Source organism: Stenotrophomonas lacuserhaii (assembly GCF_014836545.1).
GTDB classification, from domain to species: domain Bacteria; phylum Pseudomonadota; class Gammaproteobacteria; order Xanthomonadales; family Xanthomonadaceae; genus Stenotrophomonas; species Stenotrophomonas lacuserhaii.
In genome coordinates this window covers 1-16,777 of record NZ_JACSQS010000017.1, presented here as the reverse complement: position 1 = coordinate 16,777, position 16,777 = coordinate 1, and the positions used below count along the sequence as shown (strand labels likewise).

Genomic DNA, 16,777 nt, shown 5'->3' with positions numbered 1-16,777 from the left:
AGTGCTGTTTTCCATGTCCGAATCCCCCGCCCCCCGCCCTTCCCGTCCGCTGCCGCCGGTGGCCATCGTGATCGGCGTGCTGTTCTTCTTCGGCCTGCTCGGGCTGATGGTGTATGGGGTGATGAAGAGCGGCGATCCGCAGCGCGATGTCCTGCCCTCGCCGCTGATCGGCAAGCAGGCGCCGGCCTTCGAGCTGCCGGTGCTGCACGATCCGCACATCCAGGTCCGCAGCGAAGAGCTGCGCGGCGCGCCGTACCTGCTCAACGTCTGGGGCAGCTGGTGCGCGGCCTGCCGCGAAGAACATCCGGTGCTGACCCGCTTTGCCGAAACCAAGCGCGTGCGGGTGATCGGCTACAACTGGAAGGATGAACCGGCCGATGCCCTGCACTGGCTGGAACAGCTCGGCAATCCCTTCATGGTGGTGTTGAGTGATATCCAAGGCCGCACCGCGATCGACTGGGGCATCACCGCCGCACCGGAAACCTTCCTGGTGGACGGCAGCGGCGTGGTGCGCTGGAAGTACAGCGGCGCGATGACCCAGGCGGTGATCGAGCAGAAGTTGATCCCGGCGCTGGAACAGGTCGAGAAGTCCCAGGCCGATGCCGGCAATGCACTGCACGCCACGCCCTGATCGCCACGGGGCCAGCCGGCTGGCAGGCGGCCTGCTGATGGCCGTGCTGCTGCTGGCGTCGCTGTTCTGCAGCGTCGCCCGCGCGCAGCAGCCGGTGCATGATGCGCGCCCGCTGCAGTTCACCGACCCTGCCGAAGAAGCCCGCTTCCACGCCCTTGCCGCGCAGCTGCGCTGCGTTCAATGCCAGAACCAGTCACTGGCCGATTCCAATGCCCAGATCGCCCAGGACCTGCGCCGCGAAGTGTTGCAACTGATCCAGCAGGGCCATGACGATGCCGAGGTGAAGCGCTTCCTGGTGCAGCGCTATGGCGAGTTCGTGCTGTACCAGCCCACGTTGCAACCCGGTACGTGGCTGCTGTGGGGCGGACCGTTGCTGTTCCTGCTGGCCGGCGCGCTGTTGGTGTGGCGGCTGGTGCGCCGCCGCGGTGGCACGGTGGTGGTCGACGAAACCCGCGGTGATGGCTGGTGACGGCCGGCTTGGCTGTACTGGCGGGGATTGCGGGCCTGCTGCTGGCGCTGGCGGTGCTGTGGCCGCTGCGCGCGCGCGGGCGGGCGGGATTCCTCGTTGCCTGCCTGAGCATCGGCCTGGCCAGCGCCAGCCTGTACCTGCTGGTGGGCGATCCGCGCGCCGCACAGGAACCGGCCGCCCCCTCGCTGGCGGAGCTGCGCGACGGCGTGCAGGCGCTGGAACAGGCACTTGAGCGGGAACCGCAGCGCGCCGATGGTTGGGTGCTGCTGGGCCGCTCGCGCGGCGAACTCGGCCAGCTTGATGCCGCTGCTGCCGCGTACAGCCGGGCTGCAGCGCTGGCACCGGACGACGCCGGCGTGCTGGTGGAAGCCGCCCAGGCGCGTGCCCAGGCCGATCCGGAAAAACATTTCGATGACCGGGCGCTGGGCTGGCTGCAGCATGCGCTGCAGGTGCAGCCCGATGCCGAACGCGCTGCCTGGCTGCTGGGCATCGCGCTGCGCCAGCGCGGCCGCGATGCGGAAGCGGTGGCCGTGTGGTCCGCGCTGCTGCCGCGCCTGCAGCCCGGCGCGGCGGCGGCACTGCAACAACAGCTGGTCATCGCACGCGCTGCGGCAGGTGCCAAAGCGCCCGCCGCTTCCTCCGGGGCGTTGCAGGAAAACGCGACGCCCCTGCTGAGCATCGGCATCGCGCTACCGCCCGGTTTCGATCCCGCGCAGTGGCCACAGGGCGCGGCGCTGTTCGTGCTGGCACGTGCACCGGGAGGGCCGCCGATGCCGGTGGCGGTGCGCCGCTATCCGCTGCAGGCGCTGCCTGCGAGCGTCACCCTCAGCGACGCCGACAGCCCGATGCCGACCCAGCCGCTGTCTTCCCACGCACAGGTGGAGGTGCTGGCGAGACTGTCACGCACGGGCACGGCGTCGCACGCCGAGGGCGATCTGGAAAGCGCGCCGGTGACGGTGCAGCTGCCGCAGCGCAGCGAGCTGAAGCTGCAGCTGCGGTAACGCCGTCAGCCCGAGGTCCGCTGCGCTCGCCGACCACGGGTCGGCGCTACCGACCTGCTCTGGTAGCGCCGAGCCGTGCTCGGCGGAATCCCTCCGCCGACGGCCCGCTGCGCTCGCCGACCATGGGTCGGCGCTACCGTCCCCGGTGGACGCAGCAACGAAAAAGCCCGGCGCGAGCCGGGCTTTTCGGTACTGCCTCAGAACACCAGGCTTAGTCGCCCTGCTGCTTCTGCATGTGTTCCCAGCGCTCCTGCGCATCGATGGTGCGCTCGGCGGTCAAGCGCGCTTCGAGGCGATCCAGGCCGATCTCTTCGCCGGTATCGACGCAGTAGCCGTAATCACCTGCTTCCAGGCGCTTGAGCGTGCTGTCGATCTTGCCGATCAGCTTGCGGTAACGATCGCGGGTGCGCAGTTCCAGCGAGTTCTCGGTTTCGCGGGTCGCACGCTCGGCTTCATCGCCGATATCACGCACTTCCTCGCGCAGGTTCTCGATGGTCTGCTTGGATTCTTCCACCAGATCGGCGCGCCAGTCCTGCAGGCGCTTGCGGAAGTACTCCTGCTGCAGCGGGCTCATGTATTCCTCTTCTGCGCCCGGCTTGTAGCCGGCAGGCAGGATCGGACGGCCGGTGGCTTCGTCGGTCTTGTACTCGACCACCTTGTACTTGCTGCGCGGCGCCGGAGCGGTCGAGCGTGCGGTCACTGCCACGGCGACCTTGCCCACCGGGCGGGCGACGGTCTTCGGGGCGGCATCGGATTTTACAGGGGTTTTCGCGGACGATTTCGAAACGGGCACGGGATTCTTGATTTGCGGGGCCTGCTTGGCTGGCGCCTTGGCCACCTTTTCAGGTGCCTTGGTACCGGCGTTGCTGGCCGGGACAGACGTGGCCGGAACCGGCGGGGCCGGCTTCGGTACGGACTTCACTGCGGGCGCCGCCACCGGCTTGCCGGTGGCTTTGCCGACCGCGGGCTTTGCCGTGGCGGTCTTGTTCACCGCCGGACTGGCCGACGGCTTGCTTGCGGACGCCTTGCCGGAAACCGGCTTGGCGGCCTTGGCCGCCTTGGCGACCGTGGAAACCTTCTTTGCCGGGGCCGGCCTGGCCACGGGCTTCTTTGCGACCTTGCCGGCCGGTTTGGCAACCGGCTTGGCCGGCTTCGCAGCGGCCTTGGCCGGCTTGCTGGCGACCTTGGCCGGCGCTTTCTTCGCCACTGCCTTGGTCACCGCCGTCTTTTTGGCCACGACCTTTTTCGCCGGTGCCTTGGTCACTGCGGCCTTCTTGGCCGCGACCTTCTTCACCGGCGCTTTCGCTGCCGGCGCCTTCTTCGCCGTGGCCGTCCTGGCCGTTGTCTTCCCCGTTGCCTTGGCCACCGGCTTGGCCGGCTTGCTGGCTACAGACTTGGCCGCCGTCTTCTTCGCAACAGGGCTGGCGGACTTCTTGGCGGCCTTGACGGCCTTTTTTGCAGATTTTTTAGCAGCCACGAAACGCTCTTCCTTGGATTCCCCGGGGCCCGGGAAAGCGGGCCTTTATAGCCTACCCGGCCGACTGCAGCAACCGCGTGACAGGACGCACACACAACCGTTGTAAAACAAGGCCGTGGCTTGCCCGGGACCCGCATCACCTGCTGCGCGGCACGGAACCTGGTCGGCAGCCATGCCGCCGACATGGCTGCGGCGCAGGACGCGTGCGGCAGCCAACGCCCCATCCTGCGACAAATATGCGCCGCTGCCAACCATGTAGCCCACGGGCTCCCACTGAATGGGCAACGGCCGCTCCGTCGGGGTTTTACGGGCAGCGCGGCCATGCCGCCGCGATTCACCCCAACAGCGGACACTCGTTTTACTATGAACGGGTGATCTCCCACCTGCTCATCGCCCTGCTGCGCTTCTACAAGCGCTTCATCAGCCCGCTTCTCGGGCCGCGCTGCCGCTTTGTCCCCAGCTGTTCCGAATATGCCATGCAGGCCATCGCCGGCCACGGTCCGCTGCGTGGCAGCTGGCTCGCCGTGCGCCGGATCGGCCGCTGCCACCCCTTCCATCCTGGCGGATTCGATCCGGTGCCCGAGCGGCCCGAAGATCCCGCCTGCCGCTGCAAAGGAAACCACTGACATGCCTTCCACGCTGATTACCAACGCCCGCCTGGTCAACGAAGGACGCGTCTTCGATGCCGACCTGCGCATCGAGAACGGCCGCATCGCCCGCATCGAAAGCGGCCTGGCCGCGCGCGATGGCGAGCAGGTGGTCGATGCCGCAGGGCGTTGGCTGTTGCCCGGCATGATCGATGACCAGGTGCACTTCCGCGAACCCGGCCTGACCCAGAAGGGCGACATCGCCACCGAATCGGCGGCCGCCGTGGCCGGGGGCCTGACCACCTTCATGGACATGCCCAACACCAATCCGCCGACGCTGAACGCCGACGCCCTGCAGGCCAAGTACGATGCCGCCGCTGGCCGTGCGCGTGCGAATTACGGCTTCTACATGGGCGCCAGCAACGACAACCTCGAACACATCCAGCGCCTTGATCCCAAGACCGCGCCTGGCATCAAGGTGTTCATGGGCGCCTCCACCGGCAACATGCTGGTCGACAACCCGGAAACGCTGGACGCGATCTTCCGCGATGCGCCGACCCCCATCATCACGCACTGCGAAGACACGCCGATGATCGACGCACTGATGAAGCAGTATCAGGCGCAATACGGCGACACCCTGAGCGCGGAACAGCATCCGGACATCCGCTCGCGCCAGGCCTGCCTGAAGTCGTCGGAACTGGCGGTTTCGCTGGCCCGCAGGCACGGCACCCGCCTGCACGTGCTGCACATTTCCACCGCCGACGAACTGGCCCTTTTCGAGCGCGGCCCGCTGATCCGTGCCGATGGCAGCCGCAAGCAGATCACCGCTGAAACCTGCATTCATTTCCTGCGCTTTGATCGGACCGATTACGCGCGCCTGGGCAACCTGATCAAGTGCAATCCGGCGATCAAGGACGTGGCTGACCGCGAGGCGCTGACCGCCGCGCTGGTGGAAGACATCATCGACGTGCTCGCCACCGACCATGCCCCGCACACCTGGGAAGAAAAGCAGAAGCCGTACGCACAGGCCCCGTCAGGCCTGCCGCTGGTGCAGTATGCGCTGACCGCTGCGCTGGAGCTGGTGCACGAAGGCAAGCTGGACATCGCCCGGGTGGTGCAGAAATTCGCCCACGCGCCGGCGCAGTTGTTCGACGTGGCCGAACGCGGCTTCCTGCGTGAGGGCTACTTCGCCGACCTGGTACTGGTGGAGGACAAGCCGTTCACCGTCAAGCGCGAAGACGTGCTGTCCAAGTGTGGCTGGTCGCCCTTCGAAGGCACTACGTTCCAATCGCGCATCGCATCGACCTGGATCAACGGCCAGCTGGCCTGGGACGGTACGCAGATCGTGGGCGCGGCCAACGGCCAGCGCCTGGCGTTCAACCGCTGATGCGGGCGCTGTTGCTGGCCTCGGTACTCGCCGGCGCCCTGCCCGTCCTGCTGTGCGCGGTGAACCCGGCCGCTGCACAGGCCACCGACAGCCGCGTCGTGTTTCCCGCCAGCGCCTCGCAGGGCGCGATGGTGATCGGCAAGGTGCCAGCGGGCAGCACGGTCCGCTATGGGGGTCGCACACTGCGGGTGAGTGGCTACGGCAGCGTGGTGTTCGGCATCGGTCGCGACGAGAAGGGTCCGCTGCAGGTTGAAGTGCAGCGTCCCGACGGCGGCAACGAGCGCGTCGCCATCGCGGTGACGCCGCGCGACTGGCCGGTGGAACGGGTCAACGGCGTGCCGCCGAAGACGGTTAATCCGCCGCCGGCGATCGCCGAGCGGATCAAGCGCGAACAGGCCCAGGTGACGGCGGCGCGGGCGCGCGATGACGACCGCGCCGACTTCGCCCAGCCTTTCATGTGGCCGGTGCAGGGCCGCATCAGCGGCCGCTTCGGCAATGCCCGTGTCTACAACGGACAGCCTGGATCGGGCCATTCCGGCATGGATATCGCCGTGCCCACCGGCACGCCGGTCAAGGCGCCGGCGGCTGGCGTGGTGACCTTCGCCGCACCGGATCTGTATCTCACCGGCGGCACGCTGCTGCTGGACCACGGCTTTGGGGTGAGCTCGAACTTCCTGCACCTGTCGCGCATCGACGTCAAGGTCGGTGATCGGGTCGAACAGGGCCAGGTGATTGCCGCGGTGGGGGCCACCGGGCGTGCGACCGGGCCCCACCTGCACTGGGGCATGAACTGGTTCGACACCCGTATCGACCCGCTGCTGGTGCTGGAACGGAAGTGAGGAGGTGACGACCCACGGTCGTCCCCCACCACCCGCTGCGCTCGCCGACCACGGGTCGGCGCTACCAGGGCGTCAGCGGCGCGCGGCCCACCACACACGCAACAAGGTGCGCACCGGCGTTGCTTCGATCGGCTTGCCGCTGGCCTGTGCCTGCAGCCGTGCACGCGCCAGCGCTGCCCATATCCGTCGCGGGCGGGGACCGGCAACGCGCAGTTTCCACTCTTTCAGCAGCTCGCCGGCCCAGCGCTGCGAAGCCCCATCGGCCTCCTGCTCCAGCAGCGAACGCGGCACGCCGGCCACGCCTGCGTCGTAAAGCCGCTGCGCCAGCGTCTGCAGCAGCACGGCACGGCCGGCACCCGTGCGCGGCTTGTCATCGAACAGCACGGCCTCCACCGCCGCCACCGCTTCGGCGAACACCGTCAACGCACGCTGCGCGGCTGCCGCATCCACGGCCACCGCACGCGCCTCCACCAGCGTCGGCAGCGCATCGGCCAGTGCCGCCCACGGCGCGCGGATCGGCTCCAGTACGCGGCCCAGCGGATGGCGTGAGCGCTGGCCCGCCCAGCTGCGCAGCTCTTCGCCCCACCAGGCCAGCTTGGCATCGGCCGGCAACGGATCGCCGCTGGTGTTGAGCATGTCATCGAATTCCTGCAGCAGCGAAAACCACGCCACCGCGCGCGCACGCTGCTCCGGCGCCACGAACGGCTCGGCCACCGACCATTCCGGCCAACGCGCACGCCATTTGTCCAGGAAGCTGTCCAACGCACTGCTGTTCACTACGTATCCTTCAATTCTTGACCGGCGGTGCCGGGAGGGTCGGCCAGCGGCTGGCCTGCTGCAGCGAGTGCGCATCGTCAAGCACGACATCGGCATTCCAGCTGGCCGGGTCGTCCTCCGCCAGGCGATAGCCCCACAACGCGGCGACCGAAGGCATTCCGGCAGCGCGCGCGGCGATGATGTCACGCTCGTCATCGCCGACGTACACACACTGCCACGGTGCAATGCCGATCGCCTGCGCGGCATGCAGCAGCGGCATCGGGTGCGGCTTGCGCTCGGGCAGCGAATCGCCGCCAACCAGCACCGCACAGCGTGCCTGCCAGCCATGCTGCGGCAGGATCAGCCGCGCCAGGTATTCGGGCTTGTTGGTGACGATGCCCCAGCGCACGTCGGCGGCATCCAGCGCGGCGAGCATGCCCGCCACGCCGTCGAACAGCGTTGCATGCCGGCCGATCAGGGCTTCGTAGCGCTGCAGGAATTCCGGAACCAGCGCATCGCGCTGGTCGTCGGGCAGGTCCGGGAAGGCAGCGGCCAGCATCGCACGCGAGCCCTTGGACACCACCGGGCGAAGCACTTCCAGGGACACCGGCGGCCGACCGCGGGCGGCCAGCATGTCGCCGGCGGTGGCGACGAAATCCGGCGCGCTGTCCAGCAGGGTACCGTCCAGGTCGAACAGCACCGCGGGCGGGAAGCGCACTGCGGTCATGCCGGCCTGGTCGCGTGGGCGAGGTAGTTGATGTCGGTCCGGCTGGACAACCGGGCGCGGTTTCGCCATGGCTCGTAGGCCATGCCGCTGACGTCCTGCAGCTGCAGGTCAGCCTCGCGCAGCCAGCGCGACAGCTCGGCCGGGGTGATGAATTCCTGGTAGTGATGGGTGCCCTTGGGCAGCAGCCGCGCCACATACTCGGCGCCCACGATCGCCACCGCGAAGGCGGCGGCGGTGCGGTTGATGGTGGACAGGAACAGCTGGCCGCCGGGTTTCAGCAGGCGCTTGCAGGCTTCGATGATCGCACCGGGGTCCGGCACGTGTTCCAGCATTTCCATGCAGGTCACCACATCAAAGCTTTCCGGCTGCTCAGCGGCCAGGTCCTCGGCAGCCTGTACCCGGTAGTCCACGCTCACGCCGCTTTCCAGAGCGTGCAGGCGCGCCACCTTGACCAGCTCCGGCGCCAGGTCGATGGCAGTTACTTCGGCACCGGCCTGGGCGAGCGCCTCGCTGAGCAGGCCGCCACCGCAGCCGATGTCCAGCACGCGCAGTCCGCGCAGTGGTGCCCGGTCGGCGACATACTTCAGGCGCACCGGGTTGAGCGCATGCAGCGGCTTCTGCGGACCGTCGGCATCCCACCAGCGGTTGGCCAGGGCGGCGAACTTGTCCAGCTCGGCCTGGTCGAAATTGGAAGAAACATTCGGGGCGTTCATGAGGTGTCCTTGCGGCGCCGGGGGGCGCGCGGATGGGATGGATCAGGCACGCACGTGACGGATGCGCTCGCGCCACTGGCGCGCGTTGGCGATGATGCCCGGCAGGTCCATGCCGACCAGTTCGCGCTGCACCAGCTTGGGCTGGCCGGCGATCCACACATCGCTCACCTGCTGGCGACCGGTGGCATACACCAGCTGCGACAGCACGTTGTGCAACGGCTGGGTTTCCAGCGCTGACAGGTCCACGCAGACCAGGTCGGCCTGCTTGCCGACTTCGATCGAACCGATGCGCTCGCCGAAGCCCAGCGCGCGTGCGCCGCCCAGCGTGGACGCGCGCAGCGTGCTGGCCGCATCCAGGGCGGTCGCATCATTGGCCACGGCCTTGGCCAGGATCGCCGCCGTGCGGTTCTCGCTGAACATGTCCAGGTCGTTGTTGCTGGCGCAGCCATCGGTACCGATGGCCAGGTTCACCCCGGCGCGCTGCAGCGCGCAGGCCGGGCAGAAGCCGGACGCCAGCTTGAGGTTGGATTCCGGGCAATGCACCACGCTGACGCCGCGCTCGGCGCACAGGTGGATCTCCGCCTCGGTCAGCTGGGTCATGTGCACGGCGATCAGGCGGTCGTTGACCAGGCCGAGGCGATCCAGCCGAGCCAGCGGACGCTGCCCGTGCAGGGTGATCGAATCGCTGATTTCCTGCGCGGTCTCGTGCGTGTGCAGGTGCACCTGCATGTCCAGCTGGTCGGACAGCATGCGCACGCGCTCGAAGTTCGCATCGTTGACCGTATACGGCGCATGCGGGGCGAACGCGGTGCCGATCAGCGGATCGTTGCGCCACTGGTCGTGCAGCTCGCCGGCCCTGGCGAAGTACTCGTCATCACTCTTCGCCCAGGCGGTGGGGAAATCGATGATCACCGCGCCGACCAGCGCGCGGAAGCCGTGCTTCTTGTAGACCGCTGCCTGCACGTCGCCGAAGAAGTAGTTTTCGTTGGCGCAGGTGGTGCCACCACGCAGCATCTCGGCGATCGCCAGGGTGGTGCCGTCGGCCACGAATTCGGGCCCGATCACCGCCGCTTCCACCGGCCAGATGTGCTGCTGCAGCCACGTCATCAGCGGCAGGTCGTCGGCCACCCCGCGCAGAAGGGTCATCGGGTTGTGGGTGTGCGCATTGACCAGGCCCGGCATCAGCGCGGCCTCGGGTCGGCTGACCACCTGGGCGGCATTGAAGCGCTCGCGCGCCTGGCTGCGCGGCAGGACCGCGATGATCTCGCCATTGCGCACGGCCACGGCATGGTCTTCCAGCACCACCGCATGCGGCTCGATCGGGACCACGTAACCGGCTTCGATCAGCAGGTCACAGGCTTCGGGGGTGCGTGCGGTGTCGGTCATGCGGACTCACTTGGCGGGGGCGGCGGGTCGGCCGTGGAGACGGCCATCGGCCGGCCCCCACGTAACGCCGGGAGCGGACGGCCAGCGGCCGTCCCTACCGTAATCGGCTGCGCCGGATTACTTCACGCGCGCGGAGTATTCGCCCGAGCGGGTGTCGACCTTGATGATCTCGTCCTGGTTCACGAACAGCGGAACGCGGACCACCGCGCCGGTTTCCAGCGTGGCCGGCTTGCCGCCGCCGCCGGAGGTGTCACCGCGCACACCCGGATCGGTCTCGGTGATCTTCAGCTCAACGAAGTTCGGCGGCTGCACGAAGATCGGCGAGCCGTTCCACAGGGTCACGATGCAGGACTCTTCGCCCTTCAGCCACTTCTCCGCGCCGCCCATGCCCGCCTTGTCGGCCTGCACCTGCTCGAAGGATTCGGGGTCCATGAAGTGCCAGTACTCGCCGTCGCTGTACATGTAGTTCATGTTGGTATCGACAACGTCGGCCACTTCGACGTCATCGGTGGCCTTCATGGTCATTTCCACGGTGCGGCCGGACTTGATGAAGCGGTAGCGCACGCGGGTGAAGGCCTGGCCCTTGCCCGGCTTGATGAACTCGGTTTCCGAGATGACGGCCGGTTCATTGTTGACCAGGATCTTCATCCCGTTCTTGACATCGTTCATGCCCGCAGTGGCCATGCTCAAGCTCCTCAAATGGCGAAACCGCCGCATGCGCGGCGAGCCGGATAGAATGGAAAGCCCACCGCAGGACGGTGGGCACTGATTTATGCCCCCATGATAACCGCAGGCCCCCTGTCCATGCAGCTCTCCGCCGCTCACCGCCCCGTTTCCGCCCGCTGGCAGCAGCTCTGGCGCCAGGCGATACGCGACCCGGCCGAACTGCTGTCACGGCTCGGGCTGGAGCCTGCGGCGCTGGGCGTTTCGGAGGCGGCCCTGCAGCAGTTCGCACAGCGCGTCCCGGAAGGGTTCGTGGCCCGCATGCGGCATGGCGACCCGCACGATCCACTGCTGCGCCAGGTGCTCCCGATCGACGCCGAAATGCGCCAGGTGCCCGGCTTCAGCCTGGATGCGGTCGGCGACGGCGCGGCAAAGAAGGCCACCGGGGTCATCCAGAAATACCGTGGCCGCGCGCTGCTGGTGACCACCGGCAGCTGCGCGATCAACTGCCGTTACTGCTTCCGCCGCCACTTCGACTACGGCACCGAAAACGCCGCCAAGGGGGGCTGGCAGGACGCGGTGCGGGCGGTCGCCGAAGACCCGGGCATCGACGAAGTGATCCTGTCCGGTGGGGATCCCCTGTCACTGGCCACGCACAAGCTGGTGGAGCTGACCGATGCCCTGCGCGCCATCCCGCACCTGCGCCGACTGCGCATCCACAGCCGCCTTCCGGTGGTGCTGCCCGAGCGCGTTGACGAAGACCTCGTGGCCTGGCTGGGCAGCCTGCCGTGGCCGCTGGCCTTCGTGATCCACGCCAACCATGCCAATGAGTTCGATGCCAGCGTGGATGCCGCATTGGCGCGCCTGCGCGCGGCCGGCGCGCAGCTGCTGAACCAGGCAGTGCTGCTGCGCGGGGTCAACGACAGCGAAGACGCCCTGGCGGCGCTGAGCGAACGCAGCTTCGCCGCCGGCGTGATGCCCTACTACCTCTACCAGCTGGATCGCGTGGAGGGCGTGGCCCACTTCGAAGTGGACGATGCAACGGCCAAGGCCCTGATCGCCGCACTGACCGCGCGCCTGTCCGGCTACCTGGTCCCCAAACTGGTCCGCGAACTTCCCGGCGACCCCAGCAAGCGCCCGGTGTAGCGGGAAATCAGGCGCCGGATTCGATCATCTGCACCACCGCAGTGGCGGTGACCGGGTGGCTCAGCCAGTAGCCCTGGGCGAGGTCACAGCCGCGCTGGCTGAGCAGGTCGAACTGCACTTCCTGTTCGATGCCTTCAGCCACCACGGTGATCCCCAGCGCGTGGGCCATGGCGATGATCGCGGTGGTCAGTGCCAGGTCATCCGGGTCGCGTTGCATGTCAGCGACGAAACTCTTGTCGATCTTCACCCCGTCCACCGGCACCTGACGCAGGTGGCTGAGCCCGGAGAACCCGGTACCGAAGTCATCCAGCCAGACCTTCACCCCGGTGCGGTGCAGCTTGTCCAGCAGCTGCGCGGCCAGCATCTCATCGCCGATCACTGCGGTTTCGGTCAGCTCCAGGTGCAGGCGCGAAGCCGGTAGCCCGGACTCGTGCAGGCACTGCGCGACCAGGTCCGGCAGTTCGCCGCCGCGCAGCTGCCGGGATGACACGTTGACCGACACGAACAGCCCCTCGCCGTCGACATTGCGCGGCCACTGCGCGGCCTCCATGCAGGCCGCGCGCAGCACCTTGGGGCCTATCACTTCGATCAACCCACTCTGCTCGGCCACTTCGATGAACACCGACGGCGGGATCGTGCCCAGCGTGGGGTGCTGCCAGCGCAACAGCACTTCCACCCCGACCATGCGCCGGTCGCGGGTGCGGAAGATCGGCTGGTAGGCCAGCCGCAGCTCGCCGCGTTCCCAGGCACCGCGCAGCTCCTGCTCCATGTGCACGCGGCGCTCCACCGCGTGGTCCATGGCCCGGCTGTAGTAACGATGGCAGTTCTTGCCGGCCATCTTGGCCTGGTACATGGCGATGTCGCCGTTCTTCAACAGGGTGGTCGCATCGGCGGCATCATCGGGGAACAGGGTGACGCCGATCGACGCCCCGAGGAACAGCTCGCGGCCCTGAACGCACAGCGGCTTGCCCAGCTCGCGCACCAGCAGGTCGGCCAGCTCGCGCGCCTGCGCGGCGACATCGCCTTCAGCCAGCAGGATCACGAATTCGTCGCCGCCGAAACGCGCCAGCAGGGCCTCGTCGCCGCCCGCCGTGGCCACCGCCTCGCTGATGCGCTGCACGAACTGCAGCAGCGCCTCATCGCCGGCTTCATGGCCCAGCGTGTCGTTGACCCGCTTGAAATCATCCATGTCGGCAAACAGCAACGCCAACTGGTGGCCCGAGGCGCGTGCCGCCATCAGCCGATGGTCGAGCGCCTCGCGGAACGCCAGCCGATTGGTCAAGCCGGTCAGTGCATCGGTATAGGCCATGTGCCGCACTTCGCGGTCATGCCGGGCGATGGCATCGCGCATCCGCGCGAAGGCACGCACCAGCTCGCCGACTTCGTCATCGCGATGGTTCTCGCGCAGTGGCACCTGGTAGTCGCCGGCCTCGATCTGCCGCGCCGCCATCGCCAGCCCACGGATCGGCGTGACCAGGGTGCGCTGCACGTACAGCACCACCGCCACCCCGATCGCCACCAGCAAGGCCAGCATCAGCAGCAACCAGCCAAGGTGGCGGGTGCCGACCTGTTCCAGCCGCTGCGCCAGGGTCTGGCTGGCCTGTGCCTCCAGCACCTGCACGTCCTTCAACGAAATGCCCACGCGCACCCCGCCCAGGCGCTGGTTGCCGACCATGATCGGCATGCTGTTCTCAAGCACCTTGGGCGATTCCTGCACCAGCGCACCCTTGGCGGCCACCGCCCTGGCAGCGAGCGGGTCGGTCATCGCACGCCCGTAGCCCGTCACCCCGACCGACCCGTCGTGCAGCAGGCGGCCCTTGGCATCGAACACCAGCACGTAACCCACCGCACGTTGCCGCGACACGTTGCGCACCAGCGACCCGACCTGCTCCAGGTCGTTGTAGTACAGCGGATTGGACAGCGCATCGGCCAGTTCACGGGCCATCGTTTCACCGCGGCTGCGCATGCTGCGGTCGAACAGTTCGTGGATCACCGTGCCACTGAGCCGGGTCACTTCCCGCTGTGTCGCCGCCTGCCGTCCCAGCAGCACCGCCAGGATGGCCACCACCACCAGCATCGCCCCGCCCATCGCCAGCACGAAGCGCGCCTGCATTCCCGATCCCAAGCCCAGGCGCTTCATTCCACTTCCATCCGCACGCGTACCAGTCCTCGTTTCAAATCATCCAGCCGCTGCAGCATCCGCGCATCAACGCGATGGAAGCCGGATGTACCAAAAAAGCGTGCCAACGCATCCTTCGCCTGCGGATCCTGCGCGGCGTCCAGCAACACCTGCTGCAGGCGATCGCGCACGCGCCGATCCAGGTCCGGGCGCACCACCTCCACTGCACGCGGATACGGCGCAGTACGATGGATGACCCGCAGATCATGCTTGAATGACGGCGGCACCCGGCGTTCGTCGTCCCAGTCCACGCTGCTCACCGCGCCCGCATCGACCATGCCCTTCTGCACGAAGGTGGCGATGTTCAGTTCGGTGCGCGCGAACACGTAACCGACCGCATCTGCGGTGGGCGTGTCATCGGGCTCCTGCAGGATCTGCGGCACCAGGCCGTTCTCCAGCAGGGTCATGGCCGGCACCAGATAGGCGCTGGTGGAGGCCGAATTCTGCAGGGCCAGGGTATGCCCGCGCAGGTCGGCCAAGTGGTGCAGCTGGCTCTGCCGGCGCACGAAAAACACGCTGTGGTATTCGCGCACCCCGCTGCGCTCGGTCAGCAGCAGCGGCCGCGCATCGGCGCGCTGGCCCAGCGCCACCGCGGTGCTGGCCGTTTCGGTGACCCAGTCAACGCGCCCGCGACGCAGGTAGCTGGCCATCTGCTGCGCATCGCGCGCCATCAACACGCGGCCTTCGGTGATCCCCAGGTCGTGCATGTGGGCCACGACATAGTCGAGCAACGGCTGCAGCTGCGCGTAGTGGGCCTTGGGGTCATCGCTGATGCGGCCGAGCACCAGCACGTGACGCTGGTCCGCGCGTCCACTGCTGGACGCCGGCGACGCGGCCATGCACGCACCTGCCATCAGCAGGCACGCCAGGCCCAGCAGTCCCCACTGCATGCGTCCCAGCCAAGCGTTCACGATGTTCCCCCGTCATGTAAGGGAAAGACTACCCGAAAAAAGTGAGAACTGCGTCAGGCTATTTTTTGTCGCCGTGCGCAATCCTGGCCATCCGCTGGGCGTCGGCCAGGATCCCACGCAGCAGCCGCACTTCCTGCTCGCTGGGTTCGCTGCGCAGGAACAGCCGGCGCAGTTTGCGCATCGCCGATTCCGGCGCCCGGCCCTTGTGGAATTCGATCTCGTCCAGGGTCTCGCCCAGCTGGCCGAAGAAGCTTTCCATCTGCTCATGGCTGGCCGGCTGTTCACGCAGCCCCGGCTCGGCCACCGGCGTGGCGGCATCGCCGAGCAGGCGCATGCGCACCTCGTAAGCCAGCACCTGCACCGCAGCGGCCAGGTTCAACGAGCTGAACGCCGGATCGGACGGGATATGCACTGCGGCATGGCACAGCTGCAGCTCTTCGTTGGTCAGGCCGGTGCGCTCACGACCGAACACGATCGCCACTTCGGCGCCTTCGGCCGCCTTGGCCGCGACCCGGGCGGCGGCCACGGTGGGCAGCAGTTCTTCCAGCTGCACCCGGCGCGCACGCGCGGTGCAGCCCAGCACGAGGGTGCAGTCGGCCACGGCATCGGCCAGGGTCGCCACCACCGGCGCGTCGCCCAGCACGTCTTCGGCGCCGGCCGAACGCCGGAAGGCATCTTCGTCCAGCGGCTTTTCCGGGGCGACCAGCACCAGCCGGGCCAGGCCCATGGTTTTCATGGCGCGCGCGGCGGCGCCCATGTTGCCGGGATGCTGGGTCCCGACCAGGACGAAACGGATACGGGAAGCAATGGATGGATCGGACATGAACGCGATAGTCGAGCTGGACGGCCTGCAATGGTAAACTGTGCGGCCGGCCACTGCGCCGGACCTGCTCTTTTCCCCCGCCGATCCCCCCCTCTGCCCTCCCGGGAGCTACCGCCATGCAGAAACCCGCCGTCACCGTCATGGTCAAGGCCGCCCGCCTCGCCGGCAACGTGTTGTTGCGCAACATCAACAAGCTCGAGGCGCTCAACGTGGTGCAGAAGGGCCGCATGGACTATGCGAGCGAGGTCGATGCGGATGCGGAAAAGGTCATCGTCAAGGAACTCAAGCGCGCCTACCCGGAATACGGGGTGATCGGCGAAGAAGGTGGCACCCAGGGTGCCAACCGCTACATGTGGGTGATCGACCCGCTGGACGGCACCAGCAACTACCTGCGGGGTTTCCCGCACTACTGCGTATCCATCGCGCTGGTGGAGAACGGCGAGCCGACCGATGCGGTGATCTTCGATCCGCTGCGCAATGAACTGTTCACCGCCAGCCGTGGTGCTGGCGCGGTGTTCAACGACCGCCGCATCCGCGTGTCGGACCGCAAGGATCTGGAAGGCACGATGATCCACACCGGCTTCGCCCCGCGCGAGCGCGCCCGCGCCAGCGCCCAGCTGAAGGCGGTGGATACGCTGCTGGTGCAGGCTGAAGACGTGCGTCGCACCGGCTCGGCCGCGCTGGACCTGGCCTACGTGGCCTGTGGCCGCGCCGACGCCTACTTCGAGGCCGGGGTGAAGTCCTGGGACATCGCCGCTGGCATCCTGCTGGTACGCGAAGCCGGCGGCAAGGTCTGCGATTACAAAGGCGCCACGCTGGGCCGGATGGACAACCGCGGCCCGGAAAACCATCAAGTGGTGGCCGGCAACCTGAAGGTGGCCGAGTCACTGCAGAAGGTACTGGTCAACACCGGCTACGCCGCCGAGTTCGACGCGAAGTTCTGATTTCGCTTGAACACGGTTGATCGGACGGCGCCTGCGGGCGCCGTTCCGCTTTCTGGAGCAACGTCAAAAGCTGCAGGGCTGCTGGTTGGCGGGGGGGGGGGGGGGGGGGGGGGGGGGGGGGGGGGGGGGGGGGGGGGG

At 67.9% G+C, this 16,777-nt stretch carries 17 protein-coding genes; 8 read left to right on the top strand and 9 right to left on the bottom strand.

Translation table 11 applies throughout. The annotated features are described in order from the left end of the window. Nucleotides 1-13 precede the first annotated feature (13 nt). From H9654_RS14280 to H9654_RS14270, 3 genes are read left to right on the top strand one after another with little or no spacing between them, the layout of a single operon-like run. Nucleotides 14-631, top strand: coding sequence for a DsbE family thiol:disulfide interchange protein (locus H9654_RS14280; protein ID WP_191771443.1), 618 nt, complete (start codon nucleotides 14-16; stop codon nucleotides 629-631). Continuing rightward, nucleotides 609-1,100 carry a cytochrome c-type biogenesis protein gene (locus tag H9654_RS14275; protein ID WP_406833480.1) on the top strand — a complete coding sequence of 164 codons (492 nt, stop codon included), beginning with the start codon at nucleotides 609-611 and terminating at the stop codon, nucleotides 1,098-1,100. The genes H9654_RS14280 and H9654_RS14275 overlap by 23 nt, the downstream gene beginning before the upstream one ends. A gap of 8 nt (nucleotides 1,101-1,108) precedes the next feature. Beyond that, entirely contained in the window at nucleotides 1,109-2,101 is a 993-nt protein-coding gene (locus H9654_RS14270; RefSeq protein WP_225212082.1) for a tetratricopeptide repeat protein, read from the top strand. Nucleotides 2,102-2,312: 211 nt separating this feature from the next. On the opposite strand, the gene dksA is transcribed toward H9654_RS14270, so the two are convergent. Further along, nucleotides 2,313-3,578: an RNA polymerase-binding protein DksA gene (gene dksA / locus H9654_RS14265; RefSeq protein ID WP_191771438.1), complete on the bottom strand. Its 1,266-nt coding sequence runs from the start codon at nucleotides 3,576-3,578 to the stop codon at nucleotides 2,313-2,315. A gap of 371 nt (nucleotides 3,579-3,949) precedes the next feature. On the opposite strand from dksA, the gene yidD reads away from it, so the two are divergent. From yidD to H9654_RS14250, 3 genes are read left to right on the top strand one after another with little or no spacing between them, the layout of a single operon-like run. Next, on the top strand, nucleotides 3,950-4,204 hold the full coding sequence (yidD, locus tag H9654_RS17825; protein WP_318241146.1) for a membrane protein insertion efficiency factor YidD: 255 nt from the start codon (nucleotides 3,950-3,952) through the stop codon (nucleotides 4,202-4,204). Nucleotide 4,205: 1 nt separating this feature from the next. Beyond that, the gene (locus H9654_RS14255) at nucleotides 4,206-5,552 is read left to right on the top strand and encodes a dihydroorotase (protein WP_191771434.1); all 1,347 of its coding nucleotides are present in this window, start codon (nucleotides 4,206-4,208) and stop codon (nucleotides 5,550-5,552) included. Next, a complete protein-coding gene (locus tag H9654_RS14250; protein WP_191771432.1) occupies nucleotides 5,552-6,391 on the top strand; it encodes a M23 family metallopeptidase in 840 nt (279 codons plus the stop codon). Before H9654_RS14255 ends, H9654_RS14250 begins: the two co-directional genes overlap by 1 nt. A gap of 72 nt (nucleotides 6,392-6,463) precedes the next feature. Here the strand turns inward: H9654_RS14250 and H9654_RS14245 are convergent, their stop codons facing one another. The 5 genes from H9654_RS14245 to efp all read right to left on the bottom strand — a co-directional run bounded on the left by H9654_RS14245 (nucleotide 6,464) and on the right by efp (nucleotide 10,657). Continuing rightward, complete coding sequence (locus tag H9654_RS14245; protein ID WP_191771429.1) at nucleotides 6,464-7,168, bottom strand: isoprenoid biosynthesis enzyme family protein; 705 nt, start codon at nucleotides 7,166-7,168, stop codon at nucleotides 6,464-6,466. Between the two features lie 10 nt (nucleotides 7,169-7,178). Next, nucleotides 7,179-7,874, bottom strand: a complete 696-nt coding sequence (locus H9654_RS14240) for a phosphoglycolate phosphatase (RefSeq protein ID WP_191771427.1) — start codon at nucleotides 7,872-7,874, stop codon at nucleotides 7,179-7,181. Beyond that, on the bottom strand, nucleotides 7,871-8,587 hold the full coding sequence (gene ubiG / locus H9654_RS14235; protein WP_191771425.1) for a bifunctional 2-polyprenyl-6-hydroxyphenol methylase/3-demethylubiquinol 3-O-methyltransferase UbiG: 717 nt from the start codon (nucleotides 8,585-8,587) through the stop codon (nucleotides 7,871-7,873). The genes H9654_RS14240 and ubiG overlap by 4 nt, the downstream gene beginning before the upstream one ends. A 42-nt stretch (nucleotides 8,588-8,629) precedes the next feature. Beyond that, on the bottom strand, nucleotides 8,630-9,973 hold the full coding sequence (locus H9654_RS14230) for a TRZ/ATZ family hydrolase (RefSeq protein ID WP_191771423.1): 1,344 nt from the start codon (nucleotides 9,971-9,973) through the stop codon (nucleotides 8,630-8,632). A gap of 117 nt (nucleotides 9,974-10,090) precedes the next feature. After that, nucleotides 10,091-10,657, bottom strand: a complete 567-nt coding sequence (efp, locus tag H9654_RS14225; RefSeq protein ID WP_101098522.1) for an elongation factor P — start codon at nucleotides 10,655-10,657, stop codon at nucleotides 10,091-10,093. Between the two features lie 120 nt (nucleotides 10,658-10,777). Here efp and epmB point away from each other — a divergent pair, with 120 nt between their 5' ends. Next, the gene (gene epmB, locus H9654_RS14220; protein WP_191771421.1) at nucleotides 10,778-11,782 is read left to right on the top strand and encodes an EF-P beta-lysylation protein EpmB; all 1,005 of its coding nucleotides are present in this window, start codon (nucleotides 10,778-10,780) and stop codon (nucleotides 11,780-11,782) included. A 7-nt stretch (nucleotides 11,783-11,789) separates the two neighbouring features. Here the strand turns inward: epmB and H9654_RS14215 are convergent, their stop codons facing one another. The 3 genes from H9654_RS14215 to H9654_RS14205 form a co-directional block, all read right to left on the bottom strand. Further along, nucleotides 11,790-13,922: a putative bifunctional diguanylate cyclase/phosphodiesterase gene (locus H9654_RS14215; protein WP_191771418.1), complete on the bottom strand. Its 2,133-nt coding sequence runs from the start codon at nucleotides 13,920-13,922 to the stop codon at nucleotides 11,790-11,792. Further along, on the bottom strand, nucleotides 13,919-14,851 hold the full coding sequence (locus H9654_RS14210) for a phosphate/phosphite/phosphonate ABC transporter substrate-binding protein (RefSeq protein WP_191771542.1): 933 nt from the start codon (nucleotides 14,849-14,851) through the stop codon (nucleotides 13,919-13,921). Before H9654_RS14210 ends, H9654_RS14215 begins: the two co-directional genes overlap by 4 nt. A 79-nt stretch (nucleotides 14,852-14,930) precedes the next feature. Continuing rightward, entirely contained in the window at nucleotides 14,931-15,695 is a 765-nt protein-coding gene (locus H9654_RS14205; RefSeq protein ID WP_042615228.1) for an RNA methyltransferase, read from the bottom strand. Nucleotides 15,696-15,811: 116 nt separating this feature from the next. Between H9654_RS14205 and H9654_RS14200 the strand changes: the two genes are divergently transcribed. Next, entirely contained in the window at nucleotides 15,812-16,639 is an 828-nt protein-coding gene (locus H9654_RS14200) for an inositol monophosphatase family protein (protein WP_042615229.1), read from the top strand. Nucleotides 16,640-16,777: the final 138 nt, after the last annotated feature.